The following is a 24337-nucleotide window of genomic DNA, read 5'->3' as shown; positions in this document are numbered from 1 at the left end:
GGCGGTGTCAGCCGCCCGGCCTTCCATTCCGCCGCAAGACATGTGAACGTGCACGCAAATATCGCTCCTGAACGGACGAAACCGTCCGCGGGAGCGGTCGTTGTTTCAGAACTGCAATCATTTTATCGAAATAATGTTGGTGCAAAAGCCTCATAAGCGTCATATTAGTCTTGTGCTCAGTGAGGCATGTCGTTATGTTGATGTAAACGTTCACAGTGCGACATCGGAAGCCGATGCCGGCATCCCTCAACTGAGACAAGGACACGACATGCGAGGTAAGGGAGTTGTCGCCGTCGCGGCGGCGGCCGCGTTGGGACTGGCCGCCTGCGGCGGCCCCGCAGAGGAAGAACAGCCCTCCGAACTGGAATGGGACGCCGAGTCCGGCCAGTACGTCGTCGAGGAGGCGATTGCCTCCGGCGAAGTGCCGCTGAAGGTCTGGTTCGAAGAGGACTACCTCGCCGAGGCCGTCATCGCGGCCTTCAAAGAGGAGTTCAAGGACGAGTACCCGGACATGAAGATCGAGTACGAGCTGGTCGGCAAGCACGACGCGGTCGACAAGATGGCCCTGGCCGGCGAAGCCGGGACCGGCGCCGACGTCTTCATGACCTTCTACAACGAGATCCCCAACGCGATCGACGACGGCACCGCCGCGCCGCTGGGCGAGTACACCGGCGTCCTGAAGGAGCGCATCAGCGAGGCCTCCACCGGCGTCGTCTCCGTCGAAGACCAGATGTACGCGGTCCCGGTGACCACCGAATCCCTCGGACTCATCTACAACGCCACACTGCTCGAGGAGCTGACCGGCTCCCCCGAGCCCGCCGCCACCTGGGAGGAGATCCAGGCGCTCGCCGCCGAGTACAACGACCCGGGCGCCAACCGCTGGACGATGCGCATGTCCACCATGGAGATCTACCGCGCCTACCCGATCCTCTCCGCCATGGGCTGGCAGGTCTACCCCGACGGCGACGTGGACAAGCCCGGATTCGACGACCCGGCGCTGACCGCCGCGCTCGACTACTACGCCGGCCTGCGCGACATCTACAACGTGCCGAGCGCCGACAGCACCTGGGAGGTCATCGAAGAGGGCTTCGCCAAGGGGGAGACCCCGTACGTCATCACCGGCCCCTGGAGCTTCTCGCTCTTCGACACCGGCGCCGACGAGAACGGCTTCGAATACGGCGTGACCACGCTCCCCGGGGTCGCGGGGGGCGAGGCCCCCGGGTCCTTCGCGGGCATGCACGTCGCCGCTGTCTCCGGATACTCCGAGTACCCCGCCGCGGCCCGCGTCTTCGCGAACTTCATGGCCTCCGACGCCGGCGCCGCCGCCGTCTACGCCTCGAGCGGCCAGATCCCCGCGCTCAACCAGGAACTCCTCTCGGGCATCGAAGGCATCGCGGACGACCCGCACGTGGCGGGCATCGTCGCGCAGTCGGCCAACGCCGAACTCATCCCGCAGGTGCCGGAGTACTTCTGGGAGGTCGGCGACACGATGGTCGTCGACGTGTGGGACGGCCTGTCCGACTCCGCCGCCGCGCAGGAGAAGGCTGTGACCAGCTACAACGAACTGCACGGACTCTAGGGACCGTCAGCTGTGAGCACTACTGAGACCTCCGAACTCCCCGCCCCGGCCCAGTCGCGCCCTCCCCGCGCGCCGGGCCGGGCGGGCCCCGGGCTCCCCGCACCGGTGCCGGGCCTCGCTTCAGCACTGGTGTGGGGGGCGGGCCAGCTCCTCAACCGCCAGGCGGGCAAGTCCGCGTTCTTCCTCACGTTCTTCGCCGGCGCGGTCGTCTGGGAGATCGCCACCGGCAACTACTACGCCGGCATGGAGTTCACCCCGCGCTCGAACGGCGGGTTCTTCATCCGGGGCCTGTGGGGACTGTTCACGCTCGGGACGCAGCCGCGCGAGATGACCCTCACGGGCCTCACCGAAGGCGACAACTCGATCGTCCTCATGGCCAACGGGCTCATCGCGCTCCTGACGCTGGCGCTGCTGGCGATCATCTGGATCTGGAGCATCCGCGATGCGGCCCGCTACCGGGCCGCGCTGAACGCCGGAGGCCCGACCGAGACGTCCGGCGATTACTTCAAGCGCCTGTGGGAGAGCGCCTTCGCGTTCATCGCGCTCTCCCCCGGGCTGGTCCTGCTGGTCTTCATGTCGGTGCTGCCGGTGCTCTTCGGCATCCTCGTGGCGTTCACCGACTACAGCCGGGACAACCTCCCGCCGAGGAACCTCGTCAGCTGGGTCGGCTTCGAGAACTTCGCGACGATCTTCGCCGTCCCCTCGTGGGCCGCGACGTTCGGGGGCATCCTCGGCTGGACCGTGGTGTGGGCCGTGATCGCCACGATCACGACGTACGCTGCCGGGCTGCTCATCGCGGTGATGCTGGCGAGCAAGCGGGTCCGGTTCCCGCGCGTGTGGCGCTCGGTGTTCCTCCTGCCGTGGGCCGTGCCCGCGATCGTCTCCGCGCTGGTGTTCCGCTCGATGTTCAACGGCCAGTTCGGACCCGTCAGCCAATGGCTGGTCGACATGGGCATCACCGACGAGCGCGTCTACTGGTTCACCGACCCGACCAACCCGAACCTGGCACGCGCGATCGCGCTCCTGGTCAACCTGTGGCTCGGCTTCCCGTTCTTCATGGCCCTGGTCGGCGGCGTCCTCGCGAACATCCCCGAGAGCTACTACGACGCCGCCCGCATCGACGGCGCCGGGCCGCTGCAGCAGTTCCGCTACATCACGCTGCCGATCGTCCAGCGGACGGTCACACCGCTCATCATCTTGTCGTTCGTGCACAACTTCAACAACTTCGGAGTGATCTACTTCCTCACCGAAGGCGGTCCAGACAATGTGGACTACCGGTTCGCGGGGAGCACCGACCTGCTCGTCACCTGGCTGTTCAAGCTCACGCTCGACAATCGCCTCTACAACATCGGCGCGGTGATGAGCCTGGTCATCTTCATGATCGTCGGCGTCATCTCCGTGGTGAACCTCAACCGCACCAAAGCGATCCGGGAGCTCTGAGCCATGGCCGCCATTCCAGCGAAGACCGGGGGCCGCCCCTCCGCGGCCCGCCGCGGGCAGAGCATCGAGAGCCGCCAGCGCGTGCGCGACGGCGCGACCGGCGCGCTGATGCACCTTGTCCTGTTGATCGTCGCGGTCATCGTGATCTACCCGCTCGTGTGGGTCGTGGGCTCCTCGTTCGGTCCCGGCGGCGGGCTGGCCAACGCCACCCCCATCCCCGAGAACGCGACCTTCGACAACTACGTGCACCTGTTCACGCGGACGAGCTACGGGCGCTGGTACCTCAACTCGCTCTACGTCGCCACGATCAACATGGCCGGGTCCGTCGCCCTCTCCGCACTGTGCGGCTGGGTGTTCGCGCGCATCCGGTTCCGCGGGCGCAAGGCCAGCATGCTCGGGATCCTCATCCTCCAGATGTTCCCCAGCTTCCTGACCGCGATCGCGGTGTACATGCTCTTCCTCAACTTCGGGCTGCTCGACTCCCTCACCGGTCTCGCGCTGGTGAGCATCGCGGCCGCCCTGCCCTACAACACCTGGCTCATGAAGGGCTACACCGACAACCTGCCCGCGAGCCTCGACGAGGCCGCCGCGCTCGACGGCGCGGGGCGCCTCACGATCTTCCGCAAGATCGTGCTGCCGCTCATGCGGCCGATGCTCACGTTCGTGGCCATCACCAGTTTCACGGCGCCGTGGATGGACTTCATCCTCCCGCGGCTGCTGCTGCAGAGCAACAGCAAGCAGACCGTGGCGCTCGGGCTGTTCCAGATGATCACCGACCAGTACAGCAACGACTTCACCACCTTCGCCGCCGGCGCGGTGGCGCTCGCCCTGCCCATCACGATCCTCTACATCGTCCTGCAGCGTCACCTGGTCACCGGTGCCATGGCCGGCGCGGAGAAGGGATGAGCCCGCTCGGCCTCTTGGAGGCCCCCTGAACCCGGCGGCGTCTCCTCACCGCCGCCGCGGGCGCGGCTACGCGCCCCGAATCGCAAAGGAGCGACACATGAGACGAATAGTCGCGGTGGCCCTCGCCGCCGCATTGAGCTTCGTCGCCTTCGCCACCGCCTCCCCGGCCCAGGCCGTGCGGGACGACTTCTACATGGGCATCGACCCCGGGACGCTGATCGACGTCGAGCGGTCCGGGGTGGTGTTCTCCGACGGCGGCGCGCAGGACGACGCGCTGAGCATCATGGCCGACAACGGCGCCAACCTGGTGCGGCTGCGGCTGTGGAACAACCCTTACAGCGCTTCGGGCCAGCCGTACGGCGGCGGTACGAGCGACCTGGCGAAGACCATCGCGATGGCGCAGCGCGCCAAGGCCCTCGGCATGGACGTCCTGCTCGACCTCCACTACTCGGACTTCTGGGCCGACCCGGGCAAGCAGATCAAGCCGAAGGCCTGGTCGAGCTTGTCCTACAGCCAGTTGACGACCGCGGTGCGCGACTACTCGCGCAGCGTCGTCTCGCAGATGGCCGCAGCGGGAGCCACCCCGGACATCGTGCAGGTGGGCAACGAGATCACCAACGGGATGCTGCAGCCGACCGGCAGCACGTCGAACTGGTCGCAGCTCGGCGGCCTGCTGAAGGCCGGCATCGAGGGCGTCCACCAGGGCGGCAGCGGCATCGAGATCGCACTGCACCTCGACCGGGGCGGCAACAACGCCGCGTACCGGACCTGGTTCGACAACGCCCGCAACCAGGGCGTCCCGTACGACATCATCGCCATGTCGTACTACCCGTACTGGCACGGCACCATGAGCCAGTTGCGCGCCAACATGAACGACGTGTCCGCGCGCTACGGCAAGGACGTGCTCATCGTCGAGACCGCCTACGCGCACACGCTGACCGACTGCGACGGACGCGGCAACATCTTCACCGCCTCGCATGCGCAGGAGTCGGGCTACCCGGCGACGGTCGCGGGCCAGACCCAGTTCCTGCGCGATCTGCGGAACGCCGTCCAGGCGGTCCCGAACGACCGGGGACGGGGCCTGGTGTGGTGGGAGCCGGCGTGGCTCGGCAACACCTCCTGGGCGACTCAGGCCGGCATGACGTACATCAACGACTTCGCCGGCGAGAGCAACTCGTGGGACAACCAGGGCCTGTTCAACTGCAGCGGCGCTGCGGTGTCCACCTTGGACGTCTTTGCCGAGACGACCGGCGGCGGCGATCCGGGCACGGGCCAGAACGTGCTGACCAACGGCGGTTTCGAGAGCTCCGGGAGCCCGGCGTCCGGCTGGAGCGTCTGGGGTGCGAGCAGCGCCGACACCAGCGCCGTCTTCAGGGAGTCGCGCGGCAGCGTCTACGAGGGCTCGAGCAAGCTCACGTTCTGGAAGAGCACCGCGTACACCGCGTCGGCCTACCAGAGCGCGAGCGTCGCGAACGGCACGTACACGCTCACCGCCTGGGTCATGAACGGCGGCGGGCAGAGCACCGCGCGCATGTACGCCAAGAACCACGGCGGCACCGAGCGGCAGGCGAGTCTCCCGGTGGCCTCGACATGGACGCAGGTGACGATCTCGGGGATCCAGGTGACCAGCGGCCGGATCGAGGTCGGCTTCTACACGGCCGCGAACGGCGGCAACTGGATCAACCTCGATCAGGTCCGGTTGGTGCGGACCGCTTGAGTCGGGCGGGGAGGCCGTCCGAACCGGGGGCGGCCTCCCCGCGCTCAGGCGGCGACATAGTACGGAGTCCAGGGAGCATGACGAACGTGGCAGCGAAACGACCGACGATCAACGATGTCGCCGAGGTCTCAGGGGTCTCGCGCGGCACGGTCTCCCGTGTCCTCAACGGACGGGCGAACGTCTCCCTGGCCGCCGAGCTCGCGGTGCGCCGGGCGGTGGCCGAGACCGGGTACGTGGTCAACCGCGCCGCCCGCAGCCTCAAGACCAGCCGCACCGGCTCGATCGTCATGGTCCTTTCCGAACCGCAGGAGCGCCTGTTCGAGGACCCGAACTTCTCGGTGCTCATGAGGGCCGCGACGAACCGGCTCGCCGAGCGCGACATGTCGCTGGTGCTCATGATCGCGGGCGACGCGGGCGGGCGCGACCGGGTCGCCCGCTACCTGCGCGCCGGCCACGCCGACGGCGCGCTGCTCATCTCGACCCACGCCGACGACCCGCTCGTGGAGGCCGTCGAGCGCTCGCAGGTGCCCGCCGTGGCCTGCGGCGCGGTGCTCGGGAGGGAGAGCGTCATCCCGTATGCGGCGGCCGACGACCGCGGCGGGGCCAGGCTGGCCACGCGGTACCTGGTCGACCAGGGGCGGCGCAAGATCGGCATGATCACCGGCCCGCTCGACACCCCCGGCGGGGCCTTGCGGTTGGAGGGTTTCACCGGTGTCCTGGGCCGCAAGGTGACCAAACGGATGGTCGTCCACGGCGACTACACGCAGTCCGGCGGCGAGCGGGCGATGCGCGAGCTGCTGGAGTCCTTCCCCGAACTGGACGCGGTCTTCGTCGCCTCCGACCTCATGGCGGCGGGGGCGCTCCGGGTGCTGCAGGCCGCCGGGCGCAGCGTGCCGGGGGACGTGGCCGTCGCCGGGTTCGACGATTCGGCGCTCGCCACCGCGACCAGCCCGATGCTGACCACCGTTCGGCAGCCCCTGGACAGGATCGCCGAGGAGACCGTGCGCCTGCTCATCGCCCTCTTGGACGGGGAAGAGGCGACCTCGGTGGTGCTGCCGACCGAGCTGACCGTCCGCGACAGCGCTTGACTGTGACCTGCGAAAGCCCAGGTCAGGAGTGCATATCGAAGTTCTTGACTATATCAACGTATATCGATACAATAAACTCCGCTGTGAACGTTCCCACGAAATCTTCTTCACCAGCGACCCTCACGACTCTCCTTGAAGGAGCACTCATGTCAATGCAACGACGGACCTTCCTCGGCCTCAGCGCGGCCAGTCTGGTCGGTGTCGGTGCCGCGTCCCTGTTCGGCGCAGCCCCGGCACTCGCCGAACCCGCACCGGCCAACCCGTTCCCCGTCGGCGTGCGCCGCTACAACTGGACCCGCGGCACCCGCGCGGTCACCACGTACGTCTACTACCCGGCGTCCACCGGGACCGTCGGCGCCAACCCGGTGACGGACGCCCCGGTCGCCAACGGGGTCTTCCCCGTCTACAACTTCACCCACGGCTTCCAGAGCAGCCCGCAGAACTCGCTGTTCATCATCAGGCGACTGGCCGAGGCGGGCTTCATCGTCCCTGCCCCCCACTTCAACCACAACCCGAGCGACGTCGGCAACGGCGAGACCCCGAAGGACGTCTCGCAGGCCATCACCAACACCCTCGCGCTCAACACGAGCGGACCGCTCGCCGGGCACATCCGCACCGACATCGGCGTCGGCGTCTCCGGGCACTCCCTGGGCGGCATGACCACCCACGGCCTGCTCACCCGCTGGGCCGACAGCCGCATCATCTCCGCCAACCCGCAATCGTGCACCGACCAGGGCACCCCGTCCAGCTCGATCAACGCCAAGGTCCTGTTCGTCCACGGCGACCGCGACGACCTCACCGGGTACAGCTCCGCCCGGCAGGCGTACAACGAGATGACCTGGCCCAAGGCGTTCCTCACCTTCGTCGGCGGCACTCACACGAGCTTCTGGAGCGACCAGCGCTTCCCGCGGACCGTGGTCGACTGGGCACGCTGGACCATGTACGGCGACACCGCCGCGCGCGACCGCCTCCCCGCCGACGCCTCCGGGTCCGGCACCAGATGGGAGGCAGCACTGGGCGACACGCCCAGCGGACCCGGTACCTACCGACTGGTCGCGCAGCACAGCGGCAAGTACGCCGACATCGACGCGCTCTCCACCGCGGCCGGCGCGAGGCTCCTCCAGTGGACGTCCACCGGCCGGACCAACCAGCAGTTCGAGTTCATCGACACCGGCGACGGACACGTCAAGATCAAGGCCCGCCACTCGGGTCTGGTGCTGCAGGTCGCGAGCAACGACAGCGGCGCGGACATCACCCAGCAGTCCGACACGAACGCCACCAGCCAGCAGTGGCGGCTCACCGACCACGGCGGCGGGGTCGTCAGCATCATCAACCGCCAGTCCGGACTGGCCATGGACGTCTGGGAGAAGTCCACCGCCGACGGCGCCCGCATCTCCCAGTGGGCGTACAACGGCGGCACCAACCAGCGGTTCACCCGCCAGGCCGTCTGAAGGCCGGCCGAGTAACCGACACGGGCGGCGTCCGCACTATGCGGGCGCCGCCTGCAGTGCGCCCCAACCCAACACGCAAGGAGCGATCATGCGAATGACCGGCAGTCGACGAACGGCGAGGACGACCGCGCTCGCGGCCGCACTCGTGATGGCGGGAGCGGGGGCCGGCGCCCTCGGGCCGCCCGAGCCCGCCTCGGCCCTGTACGGGGAGGCGGAGGTCAAGCCGATCGAGAGCAACCTGGCCGCGAAGCCGTGGGTGGAGGCGACCGCCGCCAGCGGCGAGGGCACCGCCGCGCTGGCGGTCGACGATGATCCCGCGACCGCTTGGCTGGCAACCGAGTCCGCGCCGGGGCAATGGCTGCAGATCGACCTCGGCGGGGCCTACGACAACCTCCGCAAGGTCCACGTGGCCTTCCCCGACCCCGGCGCCGTCTACCAGTACACCGTGGAGGCATCGGCGGACGGCGAGGAGTGGGATCGCATCGCGGACCGGTCGGCCGACTCGACGCCGGGCGCGGGCGGCGTGGATTTGTTCACGCTGCCCGGCACCAGGTTCGTGCGGGTCGCCGTCACCGGGGCCTCGCCCGGAGCGACGGTCGGCGTCAGCGAGCTGCGGGTCTTCAACTACCTCCGGGACGACGTCGTCCTGGGTGCGGACCTGTCCTGGATGGACGACCCCAGCGGCCGCGAGTACTGGGGCGATCCGCAGGCGCAGGACCGCGGCGCGGGCCCGCTCCTCCTGGACGTGATGCAGGACCGGGGCCTGGAGTACACGCGCCTGCGGGTGTTCAACGAGCCGCGCAACGAATCCACGGGCAATCCGAGCCCGGTCCCGTACCAGGGGCCCGAGCGGACACTGGCCTCGGCGCAGCGGGTCGCCGAGCGCGGCCTCGGACTCGGCATCGACTTCCACTACGCCGACTCGTGGGCCGACCCGGGCAAGCAGCCCAAGCCGCGCGCCTGGGCCGAGCTGGAGTTCCCAGAGCTCACCGAAGCGATCTACGACTACACGTACGACTATGTGGCCCGGCTGGTGGCGCAGGGGACCGTGCCGGACAAGGTGGCGGTCGGCAACGAGATCGCCAACGGGTTCATGTGGGGCAGTGAAGCGGTCGGCGCACCGTCCACTGAGGCGGTGCACGCGGGCGCGAACCCCGCGTACTTCCGCAACCAGGCCGCGATCTACCAGTCCCAGCCCGGCGGCGGCATCCTGTGGCAGTACCGGTACTCCGAAGACCCGGCCGAACGCCAGCTGTACCTGGACTCCTGGGACCGGTTCACGACCCTCCTGGCCGCCGGGATCGCGGCCGTGCGCGACGCCTCTCCCGAGTCCGAAGTGGAACTCCACTCGGTGGTCGGGCGGATCAGCGGCATGGGCAAGGCGGGAGAGTACTGGGAGCAGCTCACCACCCGACTCGGTGCCAAGGGCCAGGACTTCGACGTACTCGCCCTCTCCTACTACCCCGAGCACCACGGCAGCCTCGCCCAGATGGAGTCGAACCTCCACACCCTCGCGACCACCTACCCGCAGTACAAGCTGGAGATCGCCGAGACCTCGTACCCTGCCACCGGCGGCGGCACCCAGCAAAACTCGGTGTTCCCCCGAACCGTGCAGGGCCAGGCCGACGCCATCCAGCACGTGTTCCAGATGGTCAACGACGTCGTCGACAACCAGGGGGCCGGGGCGCTCCTATGGGAGCCCGCCAACTGGCAGTCGATGTTCCGCTCGGTGCCGGGCATGGCGAACACCTCCGAGCCCAACGCCTCGATCGACGTCTACAACCGAAGCCGCGCAACGCACGTCCTCGAAGACACCGTCTACGCGGCGGTCGAGACCGGCGGGACGCCCGCGCTGCCGGACACGGTCCAAGTGCTGACCACCGTGGACGGATCCGAGGCGGCGGTACCGGTCGCATGGGGCGGACTGCCGTCCACCGGGACCGCCGGTCGGGTCACCGTCGCCGGTACGACCGAGTACGGCCAGGTGACGGCGATCGTCGACGTCGTGGACGAGTACGCACCGGTCGGATGCGACACGGAGGTGAGCGGCGTGCACTACGGGCCGCTCGCGGTCGCCTCGGGCACGACCTGCCTGGGAGCAGGCGCGCGCGTGTTCGGCCCGGTGAACGTGGCAGAAGGGGCCTCGCTGGTCGCGGACGGCGCCCGCATCACCGGCCCCGTCTCCGCCACCGGCGCGGCACTGGTGATGCTGTGCGGCACGCAGGTCACCGGACCGGTGAACCTCGCGGGCGGCGCCTCGGTGACCGCGGGCAACCCGGTCCTGGGCTGCGACCCGAACCGGGTGTTCGGCCCGGTGACGGTGACCGATACGACCGGGTGGAACGTGATCGCGGGCAACGAGGTCTCAGGCCCCCTGTCCTGCACCGGGAACCAGCCGGAGCCGGTCGACAACGGCTTCGCGAACGAGTCGCGGGGGCCCAAGTCCGGGCAGTGCGCCTCGCTCTGAGCCGGTCGGCGAAGCGGGGGGGGGGGGGGGTGGGGGGGCCCCCCCCCCCCCCCCCCCCGCCCCCGCCCCCCCCCCCCCCGGGCGGGGGGCCCCCCCCCCCCCCCCCCCCCCCCCCCCCCCGCCGCGCTAGCGGCCCAGCCAGCCGCCGTCCACCGGGATGACCGTGCCCGAGACGTAGTCGGAGGCGGCGCTGGCGAGGAAGACCGTCGCGCCCGCGAGGTCCCCGGGCCTGCCCCAGCGTCCGGCGGGGATGCGTTCGAGGATCGCCTTGGAGCGGTCCGGATCGTCTTGCAGCGCTTGGGTGTTGTCGGTGGCGATGTAGCCGGGCGCGATCGCGTTCACGGTGACGCCGCGCCCCGTCCACTCGTTCGCCAGCGCGCGGGTGAGGCCGGCGATGCCGGACTTGGCGGCCGCGTAGCCGGGGACGTTGATGCCGCCCTGGAAGCTCAGGAGCGAGGCGGTGAAGACGATCTTGCCGCCGCCGCGTTCGAGCATGGAGCGGCCGACGGCTCGGGTGAGCGCGAACTGGCTGGTGAGGTTGACCTGGAGGACTTCGTCCCAGTACGCGTCGGAGTGCTCGGCGGCGGGGGCGCGGCGGATGGTGCCGGCGTTGTTGACGAGGATGTCGACCGGTTCGGCGGCAAGGGTTTCGGCGAGTCCGGCGACCTGCGCGGGGTCGTTGAAGTCGGCTTGGATCGCGCGGAAGGCGCGGCCGAGTCCGGTCACCCGCTTTCCGATCGCGGAGCCTTCGGGTTCGATGGTGGCGCTGACGCCGATGATGTCCGCTCCGGCGGCGGCGAGGGCTTCGGCCATGGCGAAGCCGATGCCGCGTTTGGCGCCGGTGACGACGGCGAGGCGGCCGGTGAGGTCGAAGAGGGTCACGGTCACTCCTGTCCGGCTTGGACGTCGATGAGGATCTTCATGGCTTCGCCGCCGGTGAGGGCGTCGAAGGCGGCCTGGATGTCGCGGAGGGGGACGGTCTTGGTGATGAGGGCATCGGCGGGGATCGCGCCGGTGTCGAGGAGGGCGACGGCGGTGTCGAAGTCGTCGCGCTGGTAGACGCGGGCGCCGAGGAGGCGCAGTTCGCGCCAGAAGACCCGCTGGAGGTTGACGGGCCGCGGTTCGGGATGGATGGCGACGACTACGAGGGTGCCGCGGACCTTGGCGTAGTCGACCGCGCCGAGGACCGCGGCGGCGGCGCCGGAGACTTCGAAGACGACGTCGGCGCCCGCGCCGCCGGTCCATGCCTCCACCCAGGCGACGGTGTCCTCGAGGGGGTCGAGGACGGTGTATCCGAGGTCGGCGATGGCCTTGCGGCGCTTGGGGTCGAGTTCGATCATGACGACGTCGCCGCCGAAGGAGCGGGCGACGGCGGCGATGAGGACGCCGATGGGTCCGCCGCCGATGACGACGGCCTTCTGGCCGGGTTCGAGTTCGGCGCGGCGCACGTCGTGGACGGCGACGGCGGTGGGTTCGACGAGGGCGGCGTGCTGGAGCGAGAGGGTGGCGGGCAGGCGGACGAGGAGTCCGGCGTCGACGTTCCAGCGGCTCTGGAGGGCGCCGGGCGAGTCGATGCCGACGAAGTCGAGGTTCTGGCAGATGTGCGAGTTCCCGGCGAGGCAGGCCGGGCAGGTGCCGTCCCAGGCGAGGGGCATGACGGTGACGGGGTCGCCGAGGTCCCAGCCTTCGACGCCGTCGCCGAGGGCGGCGATGATGCCGCTCATCTCGTGGCCGATGACGGCGGGGGTGTCGACCCGGGCGTCCATGTGGCCGCTGAGGATGTGCAGGTCGGTGCCGCAGATGCCGTTGTATGCCACGGCGATCTGCACTTGGCCGGGTCCGGGCGGGGAGGGTTCGGCCTCACCGACGGTCATGGTCCGGTTGCCTGCGTAGTGTGCGGCGAGCACGGCTGCCTCCTCGGGGGACGGGTGCGGGTCGGTCGCCGATGAGGATCGCACACATCCCGCGATTGCGCAATCGTTTGCTCAACGGCTGGGCGGATAGGTGATACTGGAGCTGTGGCGAAACTCAGCGATGTGGCGGCCCGGGCGGGCGTCTCGGTGTCGGCGGTCTCCAGGGTGCTCTCGGGCGACCCTTCGGCGCGGCTCAGCGAGGCGACGCGGGAACGCGTGCGCAAGGCAGCCGGGGAGGTCGGCTACCACCCGAACTTCGCGGGCCGGGCACTGAAGCTCGCGCGGACCGATGTCCTGGCGCTCATCGTGCCTGACGTGACGAACTCCTTGTTCGCCGAGCTCACGCGCGGGGTGGAGGACGAGGCGGTCGCACGCGGCTGCGTCATGCTGCTGGCCCGCAGCGAGGACATGCAGCCGGGTGGCAGCATGTTCGACCGGCTCCTGGGTGAGGGCCGGGTCGACGGGATCGTGCTCCAGCCGCGCGACGACACCGATCCGGAGGAGCTGGCGCAGTCCGTGGGCGAGCGCGCGCCCCTGGTCACCATTCACCAGCCGATCCCCGGCGCGAGCTCGGTGGTCGTGCCGGACGCGCTCGCGGCGCGCCGTGCGACCGAGCACCTGATCGCCTTGGGGCACCGGAGGATCGGGTTCGCCGGCGGTCTCGCCGGTTCGCCGACCGCGCGGCGGCGCGCGGCGGGGCATCTGGAAGCGCTGGAGGAGGCGGGGCTCGAGCAGGACCCGCACCTGGTCACGTGGCGGGGCTACCGGGAGCAGGACGGGCGGGCCTCCACGGCGGAACTGCTGGCGCTGCCGGAGCCGCCCACCGCGATCGTGGCCGCGAACGTGAACGCGGCGGTCGGGGTGCTCGCGCAGGCCCGGGCGCAGGGACTGGCCGTGCCCGACGCGCTGTCGGTGGTCGCGATCCACGACGCGTGGACGGCCGGGCACACGTGGCCGCCGCTCACGTGCGTGCGGATGCCGCTCTACGAGCTCGGGCGGACCGCGGTGGCCGCGCTCGCCCATGTCATCGACGGCGGCGCGATCGAGCACCGCAGCGTGGAGGACCCGGAGCCGGTGCTCATCAGGCGCGAATCGGCCGCCGCCCCGCGCGGCTGACGCGTCTCCCCCTTGCGAAGGACGGCGGTCCCGGTTAAGGTCAACGCCTGATCAATCGTTTGCGCAAACGGCGGCCCTACCGGCCCCGCGGCGCGCCGGGCCGCAGACCACCGACTGAACCGAGGAACGCCCCATGACCACCATCGAGGCCGTCGAGGCTCACGATGTCCGCTTCCCCACCTCGCAGACCCTCGACGGCTCGGACGCGATGAACAAGGACGGCGACTACTCCGCCGCCTACGTCATCGTCCGCACCGACGACCCCGGGCTCGCCGGGTACGGCTTCACCTTCACCATCGGGCGCGGCAACGACATCGTCACGGCCGCCGCCCTCCACTGGGCCGTCAGGCTGATCGGCCGCGACCTCCAGACCATCGCGAACGATCCGGGCGCCCTCTACCGCGAGCTCCAGTCCGACTCGCAGTACCGGTGGCTCGGCCCCGAGAAGGGCGTCGTCCACATCGCACTCGCCGCCGTCATGAACGCCGTCTGGGACCTCATCGCGCGCGCCGCGGGCAAGCCCCTGTGGCGGCTGCTCGCCGACATGACCCCCGAGCAGCTCGTCGACGCCGCCGACCTGCGCTACCTCTCCGACGCGCTCACTCGCGAAGAGGCCCTTGGGATCCTGCGCGACAAGTACGACTCCCGCGGCGAGCGCGTCGCCGAACTCGAGGCCCGGGGCGGCTACCCGTGCTACACCACCAGCGCGGGCTGGCTCGGCTACAGCGACGACAAGCTCCGGCGGCTCCTCCAGGAGGCCGTGGACCAGGGCTACCGCCACGTCAAGCTCAAGGTCGGGGCCGACCTCGAAGAGGACCGGCGGCGCCTGGCCATCGCCCGCGAGGTCATCGGCTGGGACGCCAAGCTCATGATCGACGCGAACCAGGTGTGGGACGTGCCGGAGGCCATCGACTGGGTCAAGGCCCTGGCCGAGTTCGAGCCGCACTGGATCGAGGAGCCCACCAGTCCCGACGACGTGCTCGGCCACGCCGCCGTGCGCCGCGCGGTGGCGCCGATCGGCGTCGCCACCGGCGAGCACGGCATGAACCGGGTCCTGTTCAAGCAGATGCTGCAGGCCGAGGCGCTCGACTACCTCCAGCTCGACTCGGCAAGGCTCGCCAGCGTCAACGAGATCCTCGCCGTCTACCTGATGGCCGCGAAGTTCGGCGTGCCGGTCTGCCCGCACGCGGGCGGCGTGGGCCTGTGCGAGCTGGTGCAGCACTTGTCCATCTTCGACTACGTGGCGGTCTCGGGCACGTTGGAGGACAGGGTGACCGAGTACGTGGACCACCTCCACGAGCACTTCACCGACCCGTGCCTGGTGGAGAACGGCAACTACCTGCTCCCCTCCCGGCCCGGCTACTCGGCCGAGATGCACACCGCCTCGATCGAGGAGTACGCCTTCCCCGACGGCGGCTACTGGAAGCGCCGCGGCTGAGGCGCGGCGCGACTCCCGTGCGGGCGAGCGGCTCCAAGCCGCTCGCCCGCTCGCCCGCTCGTCTTCGGCGCGTCGGCGCCGGCGCTGCGCCAAGCCCCATATATCGAACCATTTACATGTGTCCGCACAATGGATACTCTGTCGTGAGCTCTCTCATTTTCGACAGATCCTCCGAACGTTTCGAGGGCTACCGAGAATCCCTGCGTGACACCTGTGGCGCGCGAGCGCCGGAGAGGTTCCCCCATGAAGACCCCGCATCCGAGGCGCCGCCGCATCGCGGCGGCGGTGGCCGCCGTGTTCGCCGCGGCCCTGCTGAGCACCGCCGCCGATCCGTCGCCCGACCCGGCACAGGCCGACAACCCGATCATCCAGACCGTCTACACCGCCGACCCCGCGCCGCTGGTCCACAACGGACGCGTCTACCTCTACACCGGGCACGACGAGGACGGCTCGACCTGGTTCACCATGAAGGACTGGCGGGTCTGGTCCTCCGACGACATGGTCAACTGGACCGACCACGGCTCACCGCTCAGCCTCGAGACCTTCAGCTGGGCGCGCCAGGACGCGTGGGCGGGCCAGGCCGTGGAGCGGGGCGGCAAGTTCTACTGGTACGTCCCGGTCATCAACGACGCCACGGGCAGGCCCGCCATCGGAGTGGCGGTCGCCGACAGCCCCACCGGTCCGTTCCGGGACGCCCTCGGGCACCCGCTCGTCCAGAACGGCGAGATCGACCCCACCGTCTTCATCGACACCGATGGCCAGGCGTACCTGTACTGGGGCAACCCGAACCTGTGGTACGTGAAGCTCAACGCCGACATGATCTCCTACTCCGGCTCCGTGACCCAGATCCCCCTCACCACGCAGGGATTCGGGACGCGGCCCAACAGCACCGAGCGGCCGACCCTCTACGAGGAGGGGCCGTGGGTCTACAAGCGGGGCTCCTTGTACTACATGGTATTCGCCGCGCAGTGCTGCTCCGAGCACATCGCCTATTCGACCTCGCCCGGACCGACCGGACCGTGGACCTACCGGGGCACGGTCATGCCGACGCAGGGCTCCAGCTTCACCAACCACGCCGGGGTGATCGACTACAAGGGCGGCTCGTACTTCTTCTACCACAACGGCGCGCTGCCGGGCGGCGGCGGCTTCACCAGGTCCGTGGCGGTGGAGCGGTTCACCTACAACGCCGACGGCACGATCCCGCAGATCAACATGACCTCGGCCGGAGCGCCGCAGATCGGGACCCTCAACCCCTATGTGCGCCAAGAGGCCGAGACGATCGCCTGGACGTCCGGGGTCGAGACCGAGCGCTCCGGTGAGGGCGGCATGAACGTCGGCTGGATCGAGAACGGCGACTGGATCAAGGTCAAGGGCGCGGCCTTCGGCACCGGCGCGAACCAGTTCACCGCCCGGGTCGCCTCGGCGACGACCGGCGGCCGGATCGAGGTCCGACTCGACGGACAGAACGGGCCGCTCGTCGGCACCTGCACCGTCGGCGGCACCGGCGGCTGGCAGACCTGGACGAGCGTCTCCTGCCCCGTAAGCGGCGCGACCGGGACGCACGACCTGTACCTGAAGTTCACCGGCGGCAGCGGTTCCCTGTTCAACTTCGACTGGTGGCGGTTCGATGCCGGGGCCGGGAGCGGCGGCGGCGACCTGCAGGCGGTAGGGGCCGGCAAGTGCCTCGACGTGCCGAACGCGTCGACCCAGCCCGGTGTCCAGGTGCAGATCCGGGACTGCTCGGGCGGCCCCGGGCAGCAGTGGACCCACTCGGCCGCCGGTGAGCTGTCTGTCTACACGGGCGGCTCCCGGCTCTGCCTGGACGCTTCGGGCAATGGCACGGCCAACGGCACGGCCGCGGTCACCTGGAGCTGCCACGGCGGGGCGAACCAGCGGTGGAACGTCAACGCCGACGGCACCATCACCGGAGTGCAATCGGGCCTGTGCCTGGACGTCTCCGGCGCATCGACCGCCAACGGCGCCCTGGTGCAGTTGTGGACCTGCCACGGCGGGAGCAACCAGCGATGGTCCCTCTGATGAGCCGCGCCGGCGCCCCGTCGGCGGCATAGCGAACACATGAGCGGGCGGCTCTTCCGGGCCGCCCGCTCGATCGTACTTGCGCAACCGAGGTTCAAGGCGGCGCGCTCACGGAGCGCGCCGCCTCGCCGATCGCCGCCGCCAGCGGTGCCGCGCAGTGCGAACGGGCCTCCCGCGAGGGAGGCCCGTTCATCTATGCGCGGTGCTGAGGGCGCACCGGTCCGGGGGTCAGCTCAGGGACCAGTTCTGGCTCGAGGAGCCGTTGCACGAGGCCAGGACCACCCCGGTGCCGTTGCCGGTCCCGTTGTTGACGGTGCCGAGGCACAGTCCCGACTGGACGCCGGTGATGGTGCCGTTGGAGTTGAGGTTCCACTGCTGGTTCGTGCCGCCGTGGCAGTCCCAGATGATGGCCCGCGTCCCGGGCGAGGTGCCCGCGCCCTCGGCGTCGAGGCACTTGCCGCCGTAGACGCTGAGCCGCTTCGAGGTCGTGTTGTAGACCCACTGCTGGTTCGAGCCGGTGTGGCAGTCCCACAGCTGGACCGTCGCGCCGTTCGACTGCGACTGCGCCGAGACGTCGAGGCAGCGGTTCGCGCCGGTGTTCTTCACCTGGTCGGTCTCGGCGGGCGGGGTGGAGGAGAACTGGCTGATGAACCGCCAGACCTCGCCCTTGACCCAGCTGCGGGCGCCGCTCTCGCAGCCGGTGCAGCCGTCGACCGGGCCCTGCTGGTGGCCGCCGTCGAACGCGGCCCACTGGACCGGGAACCCGGCGCGGCAGGAGTAGGTGGAGGTGATGTGGGTGCCGCTTCCGGCGGCGGGCTCACGGGGGCTCATCGACGCGCAGCCGTTGTTGGCCACGAACCGGTCGCGCATCGCCCGGGCGTTCGGCATGCTGTCGTTGACGCCCTGGATGCCGAAGTACGCCACGGCGCCCGTGCCGCCGCTGCAGCCGCTCACCGGGCCGGGGACGGCGATGGCGATGACCGCGCGGAACACGTTCGGCCGCGCGCACGCCAGCGCGTAGCTGATCGCCCCGCCGTAGCTGAAGCCCAAGGAGAACCGCTGCGACTCGTCGACGCAGAGGTCGGCCTCGATGCGGCGGATCATGTCGTCGAAGAAGACCACGTCGATGCCGTTGGAGTTGGCCCAGGCGTTGTTCTGGCCCTGCGGGGCGACGAAGATCGCGGAGCCGTTCGCGAGCGCGTCGAGTCCGTAGTGGGCGTAGACGGCGCCGTCGGTGCCGCCGGAGGCGACGTCGTTGGCGGTGCCGCCCCACCAGTGGTTGCCGAAGATCAGCTTGTGGGGCTTGGTGTTGTCGTAGCCGGCGGGGATCTTGAGGATGAAGCTGCGGTTCTGGCCGCTGCTCTGGATGGTGTGGGTGCCGCTGGTGAGGGTCGGGGTCTTGCCGCAGCCGGAGCTGGCCGCGGCGCCCACATCGGCGGTCGCCGCGGGTTCGTCGGCGGCCTGCGCCGTCGCGCCCGCGGACAGCACCATCAGTGCCGCGGCCGCGAGGCACGCGAGGACGGATCTGAATCTCGACATCAGGGGAAACTCCTTGGGTTCGGGCTCTTCAGAGCCCGCACTGACTACCGGCGACGCATGAGAGGTCCATTGCGGAGGCGCGATCCTCCCGGTCGCCTGGGATCGCTCCCAGTTGAGCCGGATCGGATCGTACGAAGCCTTGAATATTGATGCCAGTCTATATAGATTGGATCAATGCAGTCAATACCGGAGCAGTTTCAGATCTTTGCGGCCCGATGTCCTTGCGGGTGAAGGCGATACATCGGATGTTCGGATCAGCGCGCGAGCCGGTCCGGATCGCCCGTCGCCCCCCGGCGGACGAGCCAGGCCTCCGTGATGTGGGCGAACATGGCCTCGGCGGCGCCCTCGGGGTCGCCCGCCGCGATGCGCTCGAGGATGCGGCGGTGGCCCCGGTTCGAGGCCTCGCACATCGAGCGCTCGGAACGCCCCATGTACCGGGCGGTGTTGATGACCTGACCCTCCAGCGAGCGGACGACGGCGCGGGCGATGCGGTTGCCCGAAGCGCGCATGACGGTGTCGTGGAAGGCCCGGTCGTGCTCGTGATAGGACTCCGGATCGTCGACCAGGGCGTCCATGCGGTCCACCAGCTCCCGCATCCGGCCGACGGCGTCCTCGTCCGCGACCCGGGCGGCCACGCCGGCCATGTCGGATTCGAGAAGGCGGCGGGTGACGACGAGGTCGTCGAGGATGCCGAGGGTCGCGTCGTCGTCGATGGTGGCGGCGAGCACCAGCTCGTCGAGCAGGTTCCACGAGGTCGAGGGCAGGACCGCGGTGCCCGAGCCCTGCCGGATCTGCACCAGGCCCTTCTCCTGCAGGACCTTCACGGCCTCGCGGATCACAGTGCGGCTCACCGAGAACGTCGCGCAGAGCGCGTGCTCGGCCGGAAGCGCGGACCCGGGCGGGTAGTCGCCGCGCACGATCCGCCGCACCAGCTCCTCAGTGACGGCCTTCGCCAGGTTGGTAGGCCGGCGCGACCACGCGGGCGGCGCCGGTTCCTCCACGGTCGGGCGCTGCACTGCCGTCATCGATCCTCCGTCCGCCGCCTTCAGGTCGCCGCCCAGTATACGTCATCACTCCATTGACGTAAGACGTCATACAAGTTATGTTTACGGGCGACCGTGCGAGCCGGACCCCCCGGCACCCCCTACGGAGAGTGATCTGCGATGAAGCGACGAGCACTGTGGTCGACGGCCCTGATAGCGCCCCTCGCGCTGTACGGATGCGGCAGCGCCGCCGGACCGGACTCCGGAGGCGGAGGCGGTGACACCCTGGTGGTCTGGGACTGGAAGTCCGGCGACGAGACCGCCAAGTCCTATATCGAGCAGGCGAAGGCCGACTTCGCCGAGAAGCACCCCGGCGTCGAGGTCGAGTTCGTGGCGCAGCCCTTCGACCAGTACTACAACCTGCTCGGCACCGCGATCCAGTCCGGTGAAGGGCCCGACGTGATGCTCTTCAACGGCGGCGGGCAGCTGCGCGACCGCACCGATGCCCTGCTGCCCCTTGAGGACTACCTCGTCGAGGACATGGAGCGCCTGGCCGGGTGGGAGGCGTTCACCGCCGACGGCCACGTCTACGCCGCGCCCGTCACGCTGCAGGGCCACCCGATCTACTACAACAAGGCGCTGTACGAGCAGGCCGGGCTCGACCCCGAGGCCCCCGCCGCCACCTGGGACGCGTTCCTCGCGAACTGCGAGCAGATCACCGAGGCCACCGGCGCCGACTGCTTCGCCATGGGCAACAAGGAGGGCATCGGCATCCAGTTCTTCCTCTCCGGGATCGGACCGGGCGTGCTCGCCCCGGCCGAGTACGACGCCTGGATCGCCGGCGAGCGGGACTGGACCTCCCCCGGCGTGCGGCGGATCTTCGAGCTGTGGGTCGAGGCCGAGCAGGCCGGGCTGAACAACGACGGCGTCAACTCCACCGCGATGTTCAACGACGAGTTCGCGATCTTCGACGCGGGCGAGGCCGCCCACGTCATCGGCCTCATGTCCGATGTGGGCCACTGGAAGGACTTCGGCGAGTTCCTCGGCGCCGAGAACGTCGGCGTCATGCCCGCCCCGCTCGTCAACCCCGGGGCCGCACCGAGCCTCCCCTACGACGGCGGCATCGGCTACGGCGTCGCCGAATGGACCGAGGACCCCGAACTCGCGGCCGACCTCGTCCGCTCGCTCTCGTCCACGAAGGCGCTGGAGGCGTTCTACGCCGACGCGGGCGCGATCGCGGCCGACACCACGATCGACGCCTCCGGCGCCGGACCTGCCACGGCCGCCATCGTCGCCGAGCTCCCGACCGGGAAGCCCGCGCTGCACGTGGCCCTCTCCGCCGAGACCCTCGAACTCATGGGACGCCTGTCCCAGCAGCTCCTCAGCGGATCGGTCACCGTCGACGACGCGCTCGGCCAGCTCGCCGCGAGCGACCAGGCGGGCTAGCGATGCCGAGCACCTCCACGCCGCTGCGGGCGCCCGTCCGCGACCGCAGCGGCACCCCGACACCGCGGCGCCGCGTGAGATCCGGGCGCGGCGCCGCGGGCCGGTCCCGCTCCGAACGCCTCGCGCCCTACCTGCTGGTCGCGCCCGCGGCGCTCATCATCGGGGTGTTCCGCCTCTACCCCTTGGCACTCGGCGTGAACTTCTCGTTCACCGGCGACGGCGACCGCAACGGCCAGGCCGTCGGGCTGGACAACTACACCGCGCTGTTCGACGATCCGCTGTTCATCGCGTCCATGCGGAACGTGGGCCTGCTCGTGCTGCTCCTGCCGGTGGCCGTGGCCATCCCGGGGCTCCTGGCCACGTTCATCTACCTGCGCGTGCCCGGGCACCGCGTGTACCGGAGCGTCTACTTCTTCCCGGCCGTGCTCTCCCCCGTGATCATCGGCGCGATCTTCAACCTCCTGCTGGCCTTCGACGGCCCCGCCAACGCCCTGCTGGGCGCCGTGGGCCTCGGGCCCGTCGACTGGCTCGGCGACCCCGGCATCGCGATGTACGCCGTCGTCGGCGTCCACATCTGGGCGACCTTCGGCATGGCGCTCGTGGTGTTCCTCGCCGGATTCGCCACATTGGACGTCTCGCTCATCGACGCCGCCCGCGTCGACGGCGCCTCGCTGCCGAAGGTGGTGCGGCACGTGATCGTGCCGGGGCTCTCGCGCACGATCCAGTTCGTCGTCGTCACCACCATGATCGGCATGCTCACCTCGATGTTCGGCCTGCTGTACGTCATGACCGGCGGCGGCCCGGAGGGCTCGACCTACCTGCCCGAGTACTACATCTGGTTCCAGCAGGGCCAGATGGGGCGCCCGGCCCTCGCCTCCGCAGCGTCCACAGTGCTCTTCGGAGTGATGCTCGTCGTCGGGCTCGCCCAGATCGCGGTCCTGCGCCGTGCCGGGAGGGAGGACTGATGTCGCCGCTCAGAGCGGGCCGGTGGCTCGCCGCGATCCCCATGGCCGCCTTGGCTATCGCCACCGTCTACCCGCTGGTGTTCACCGCCAACGTCGCCATGAAGACCCGCCACGAGTACGTGCTCGACCGCTTCGCCCCGGCCGAGGGCCTGCGCTGGGACGCCTTCGCCGAGGCCTGGGGCAGCGCCGACATGGACCGCTACCTCGCCAACTCGCTCCTCGTCGTCACCGGCGCGGTCGCGCTCCTGCTGCTCTTCGGATCGATGGCCGGTTTCGCCTTGAGCCAGTTGCGGTTCCGCGGGTCGCGGGTGCTGTTCCTCGCCTGCCTCTCGGCGCTGTTCATCCCGTTCCAGGTCATCATGGTGCCGCTCGCGCGCATCATGGGGCAGACCGGGCTCATCGACACCTACCCCGGGCTGATCCTCGCCTACACGGCGCAGTTCCTGCCGTTCACGGTGTTCCTGATGACCAGCTACTACAGCGGCATCCCGACCGAGATCATCGACGCCGCCCGCATCGACGGCAACTCGGTGTACGGCGTCTACGGCCGGATCATGCTGCCGCTCGGGCGGCCCGCGCTGCTCTCGGTGGGCATCCTCAACGCCCTGTTCTGCTGGAACGACGTGCTCATCGCGCTGCTCCTGATGCCCTCGGCCGAGCACCGCACCCTCATGGTCGGGGTCACCTCGCTGCGCGGCCAGTACTCCGCCGACATCCCCACGTTCGCCGGGGGCGTGCTCATCGCGGCCGTCCCGGTCCTCGTGCTCTACCTCTGCTTCCAGCGCCAGATCACGGCCGGCGTCACCGCCGGCTCCACGAAGGGATGACATGCGGATCACCGGTTACCGCACGCTGACGACGATCCAGGAATGGGCGCGGCCCGTCGGCGACGCCAACGGCGCCTTCGCGGACGGCGTGACCACCGTCCCGATCGTCCTGGTGGACACCGACGAAGGCCTCACCGGCGTCGGGATCGGTTCGCACGTCGAGATCGAGGGCGTCTTCGCCGCGATCGAGGGCGAGGACCCGCGCAGCGTCACCGCGCTGTACGACCGGATGCTGCGGCACGCCTTCAAGGCCGGGCACGGCGGCGCCGTGTTCGCCACGATCGGCGCGCTCGACACCGCCCTGTGGGACCTCAAGGCGCAGACCGCGGACGAACCGCTGTGGCGCCTCCTCGGCGGCCGCGACCGGGTCGTGCCGGCCTACGCGTCCGGGCTCGACATCGGACTGGACGACGAGGACCTCGCTGCGGCCTACCGCGTCTACGCCGACCGCGGCCTGCGGTCGGCCAAGCTCAAAGGCGGCCTCGACGTCGAGGCGGACCGGCGGCGGCTCGCCCTGGTGCGGGACGTGCTGACCGACGCGGGCGTCGCACGGCCGGGGCTGATGCTCGACGCGAACGAGACGTGGTCGCGCAAGCAGGCCGTGCGCCATGTGCGCGAACTCGAGCGCACGGTGGACCTCGCATGGGTCGAGGAACCCGTGCGGCGCTGGGACGCCGAGGGCCACACGGTGGTGCAGCGGGGCGTGAACGCCGCCGTGGCGAGCGGCGAGAACCTCACCGGGCTCGAGCAGTTCCGCCCGCTCCTCAAGGGGGGCGGGCTCGACATCGTCCAGACGGCCGCGGTCGGGGGCGTCACGCACTTCCTGCGGGTCGCCGCACTCGCCCACGCCTACGACCTGCCGGTGAGCCCGATCGGCAATATCCCGGTCGGCCTGCTGCACGCCGCCACCTCCGTGCCCAACCACCTCGTCAGCGAGCTGCAGGACCTGCGGCCGCCCGTCGGCATCACCGCCGACCTCGACATCGAGGACGGCGCGTTCGTCCTCGGCGACGCGCCCGGCCTCGGACTCACCGTCCATAAGGGAGTAATCTCCGAGCTCGGCCGCAGGCCGGGCCCGGCGGACCCCGCCGGGCCGGGGGTCCGGCCCGAACGCGCGGGCCTGCACTGGTAAACGACCGACGCCTGTTCGCGACCGACAGGCCGGCCCATAGACCCGACCGATCCCCGACTCGTCGGCGACAAGCGGACCGCGAGGCACCGCCCGCCGACCGGCGAGTCCCGTAAATATCGATGAATGTGCACTGATGAATTGGCAGTGCGGCAACCGCCTCGCCGACACTGAGGTGTTCTCATCCTGATTGGCGCTCTTGGTAGTTGAGAGTGGCGATGGCGCGGGCGATTTGGGTGGCCCGGTGTGGGTCGCAGCGGAGTTTCCGCAGGATGCGCCACTTCTTGAGTTCCGCG

General features: G+C 70.0%; 18 protein-coding genes. 14 read left to right on the top strand and 4 right to left on the bottom strand.

Going from position 1 to position 24337, the window contains the following annotated elements:
- The first annotated feature begins 268 nt into the window (after positions 1-268).
- The 7 genes from O1R50_RS17220 to O1R50_RS17190 all read left to right on the top strand — a co-directional run bounded on the left by O1R50_RS17220 (position 269) and on the right by O1R50_RS17190 (position 10648).
- Positions 269-1579 carry an extracellular solute-binding protein gene (locus tag O1R50_RS17220; RefSeq protein ID WP_270111370.1) on the top strand — a complete coding sequence of 437 codons (1311 nt, stop codon included), beginning with the start codon at positions 269-271 and terminating at the stop codon, positions 1577-1579.
- A 12-nt stretch (positions 1580-1591) separates the two neighbouring features.
- Entirely contained in the window at positions 1592-3019 is a 1428-nt protein-coding gene (locus O1R50_RS17215; protein WP_270111369.1) for a carbohydrate ABC transporter permease, read from the top strand.
- Positions 3020-3022: 3 nt separating this feature from the next.
- On the top strand, positions 3023-3925 hold the full coding sequence (locus O1R50_RS17210) for a sugar ABC transporter permease (protein WP_270111368.1): 903 nt from the start codon (positions 3023-3025) through the stop codon (positions 3923-3925).
- Positions 3926-4022: 97 nt separating this feature from the next.
- Complete coding sequence (locus O1R50_RS17205; RefSeq protein ID WP_270111367.1) at positions 4023-5642, top strand: glycosyl hydrolase 53 family protein; 1620 nt, start codon at positions 4023-4025, stop codon at positions 5640-5642.
- A gap of 77 nt (positions 5643-5719) precedes the next feature.
- Positions 5720-6730 (top strand): LacI family DNA-binding transcriptional regulator, encoded by a 1011-nt coding sequence (locus O1R50_RS17200; protein WP_270111366.1) that lies wholly within the window; start codon positions 5720-5722, stop codon positions 6728-6730.
- A 146-nt stretch (positions 6731-6876) separates the two neighbouring features.
- Positions 6877-8181, top strand: coding sequence for an RICIN domain-containing protein (locus tag O1R50_RS17195; RefSeq protein ID WP_270111365.1), 1305 nt, complete (start codon positions 6877-6879; stop codon positions 8179-8181).
- Between the two features lie 88 nt (positions 8182-8269).
- Complete coding sequence (locus O1R50_RS17190) at positions 8270-10648, top strand: glycosyl hydrolase 53 family protein (RefSeq protein WP_270111364.1); 2379 nt, start codon at positions 8270-8272, stop codon at positions 10646-10648.
- Between the two features lie 126 nt (positions 10649-10774).
- On the opposite strand, the gene O1R50_RS17185 is transcribed toward O1R50_RS17190, so the two are convergent.
- Complete coding sequence (locus tag O1R50_RS17185) at positions 10775-11530, bottom strand: SDR family oxidoreductase (protein WP_270111363.1); 756 nt, start codon at positions 11528-11530, stop codon at positions 10775-10777.
- 2 nt (positions 11531-11532) lie between these two features.
- Entirely contained in the window at positions 11533-12555 is a 1023-nt protein-coding gene (locus O1R50_RS17180; protein ID WP_270111362.1) for a zinc-dependent alcohol dehydrogenase, read from the bottom strand.
- Positions 12556-12666: 111 nt separating this feature from the next.
- On the opposite strand from O1R50_RS17180, the gene O1R50_RS17175 reads away from it, so the two are divergent.
- The 3 genes from O1R50_RS17175 to O1R50_RS17165 all read left to right on the top strand — a co-directional run bounded on the left by O1R50_RS17175 (position 12667) and on the right by O1R50_RS17165 (position 17152).
- Positions 12667-13677: a LacI family DNA-binding transcriptional regulator gene (locus O1R50_RS17175; protein WP_270111361.1), complete on the top strand. Its 1011-nt coding sequence runs from the start codon at positions 12667-12669 to the stop codon at positions 13675-13677.
- Between the two features lie 133 nt (positions 13678-13810).
- Positions 13811-15115: an L-fuconate dehydratase gene (locus O1R50_RS17170; RefSeq protein ID WP_270111360.1), complete on the top strand. Its 1305-nt coding sequence runs from the start codon at positions 13811-13813 to the stop codon at positions 15113-15115.
- A 243-nt stretch (positions 15116-15358) separates the two neighbouring features.
- Complete coding sequence (locus O1R50_RS17165; RefSeq protein ID WP_270111359.1) at positions 15359-17152, top strand: family 43 glycosylhydrolase; 1794 nt, start codon at positions 15359-15361, stop codon at positions 17150-17152.
- A gap of 228 nt (positions 17153-17380) precedes the next feature.
- Here O1R50_RS17165 and O1R50_RS17160 read toward each other — a convergent pair whose 3' ends face one another.
- Both O1R50_RS17160 and O1R50_RS17155 read right to left on the bottom strand, forming a co-directional pair.
- Positions 17381-18691: a ricin-type beta-trefoil lectin domain protein gene (locus O1R50_RS17160; protein ID WP_270111358.1), complete on the bottom strand. Its 1311-nt coding sequence runs from the start codon at positions 18689-18691 to the stop codon at positions 17381-17383.
- A gap of 254 nt (positions 18692-18945) precedes the next feature.
- Positions 18946-19716, bottom strand: coding sequence for a FadR/GntR family transcriptional regulator (locus tag O1R50_RS17155; protein ID WP_270111357.1), 771 nt, complete (start codon positions 19714-19716; stop codon positions 18946-18948).
- Between the two features lie 138 nt (positions 19717-19854).
- Between O1R50_RS17155 and O1R50_RS17150 the strand changes: the two genes are divergently transcribed.
- The 4 genes from O1R50_RS17150 to O1R50_RS17135 are packed head-to-tail and all read left to right on the top strand — an operon-like array spanning position 19855 to position 24044.
- A complete protein-coding gene (locus O1R50_RS17150; protein WP_270111355.1) occupies positions 19855-21120 on the top strand; it encodes an ABC transporter substrate-binding protein in 1266 nt (421 codons plus the stop codon).
- 2 nt (positions 21121-21122) lie between these two features.
- A complete protein-coding gene (locus O1R50_RS17145; protein ID WP_270111354.1) occupies positions 21123-22085 on the top strand; it encodes a carbohydrate ABC transporter permease in 963 nt (320 codons plus the stop codon).
- Positions 22085-22912, top strand: coding sequence for a carbohydrate ABC transporter permease (locus O1R50_RS17140; RefSeq protein ID WP_270111353.1), 828 nt, complete (start codon positions 22085-22087; stop codon positions 22910-22912). Before O1R50_RS17145 ends, O1R50_RS17140 begins: the two co-directional genes overlap by 1 nt.
- Before the next feature lies 1 nt (position 22913).
- The gene (locus tag O1R50_RS17135; protein ID WP_270111352.1) at positions 22914-24044 is read left to right on the top strand and encodes a mandelate racemase/muconate lactonizing enzyme family protein; all 1131 of its coding nucleotides are present in this window, start codon (positions 22914-22916) and stop codon (positions 24042-24044) included.
- Positions 24045-24337 lie beyond the last annotated feature (293 nt).

This window comes from Glycomyces luteolus, from assembly GCF_027622875.1.
Classification (GTDB): domain Bacteria; phylum Actinomycetota; class Actinomycetes; order Mycobacteriales; family Micromonosporaceae; genus Glycomyces; species Glycomyces luteolus.
This window is presented reverse-complemented; position numbering and strand designations above follow the sequence as displayed.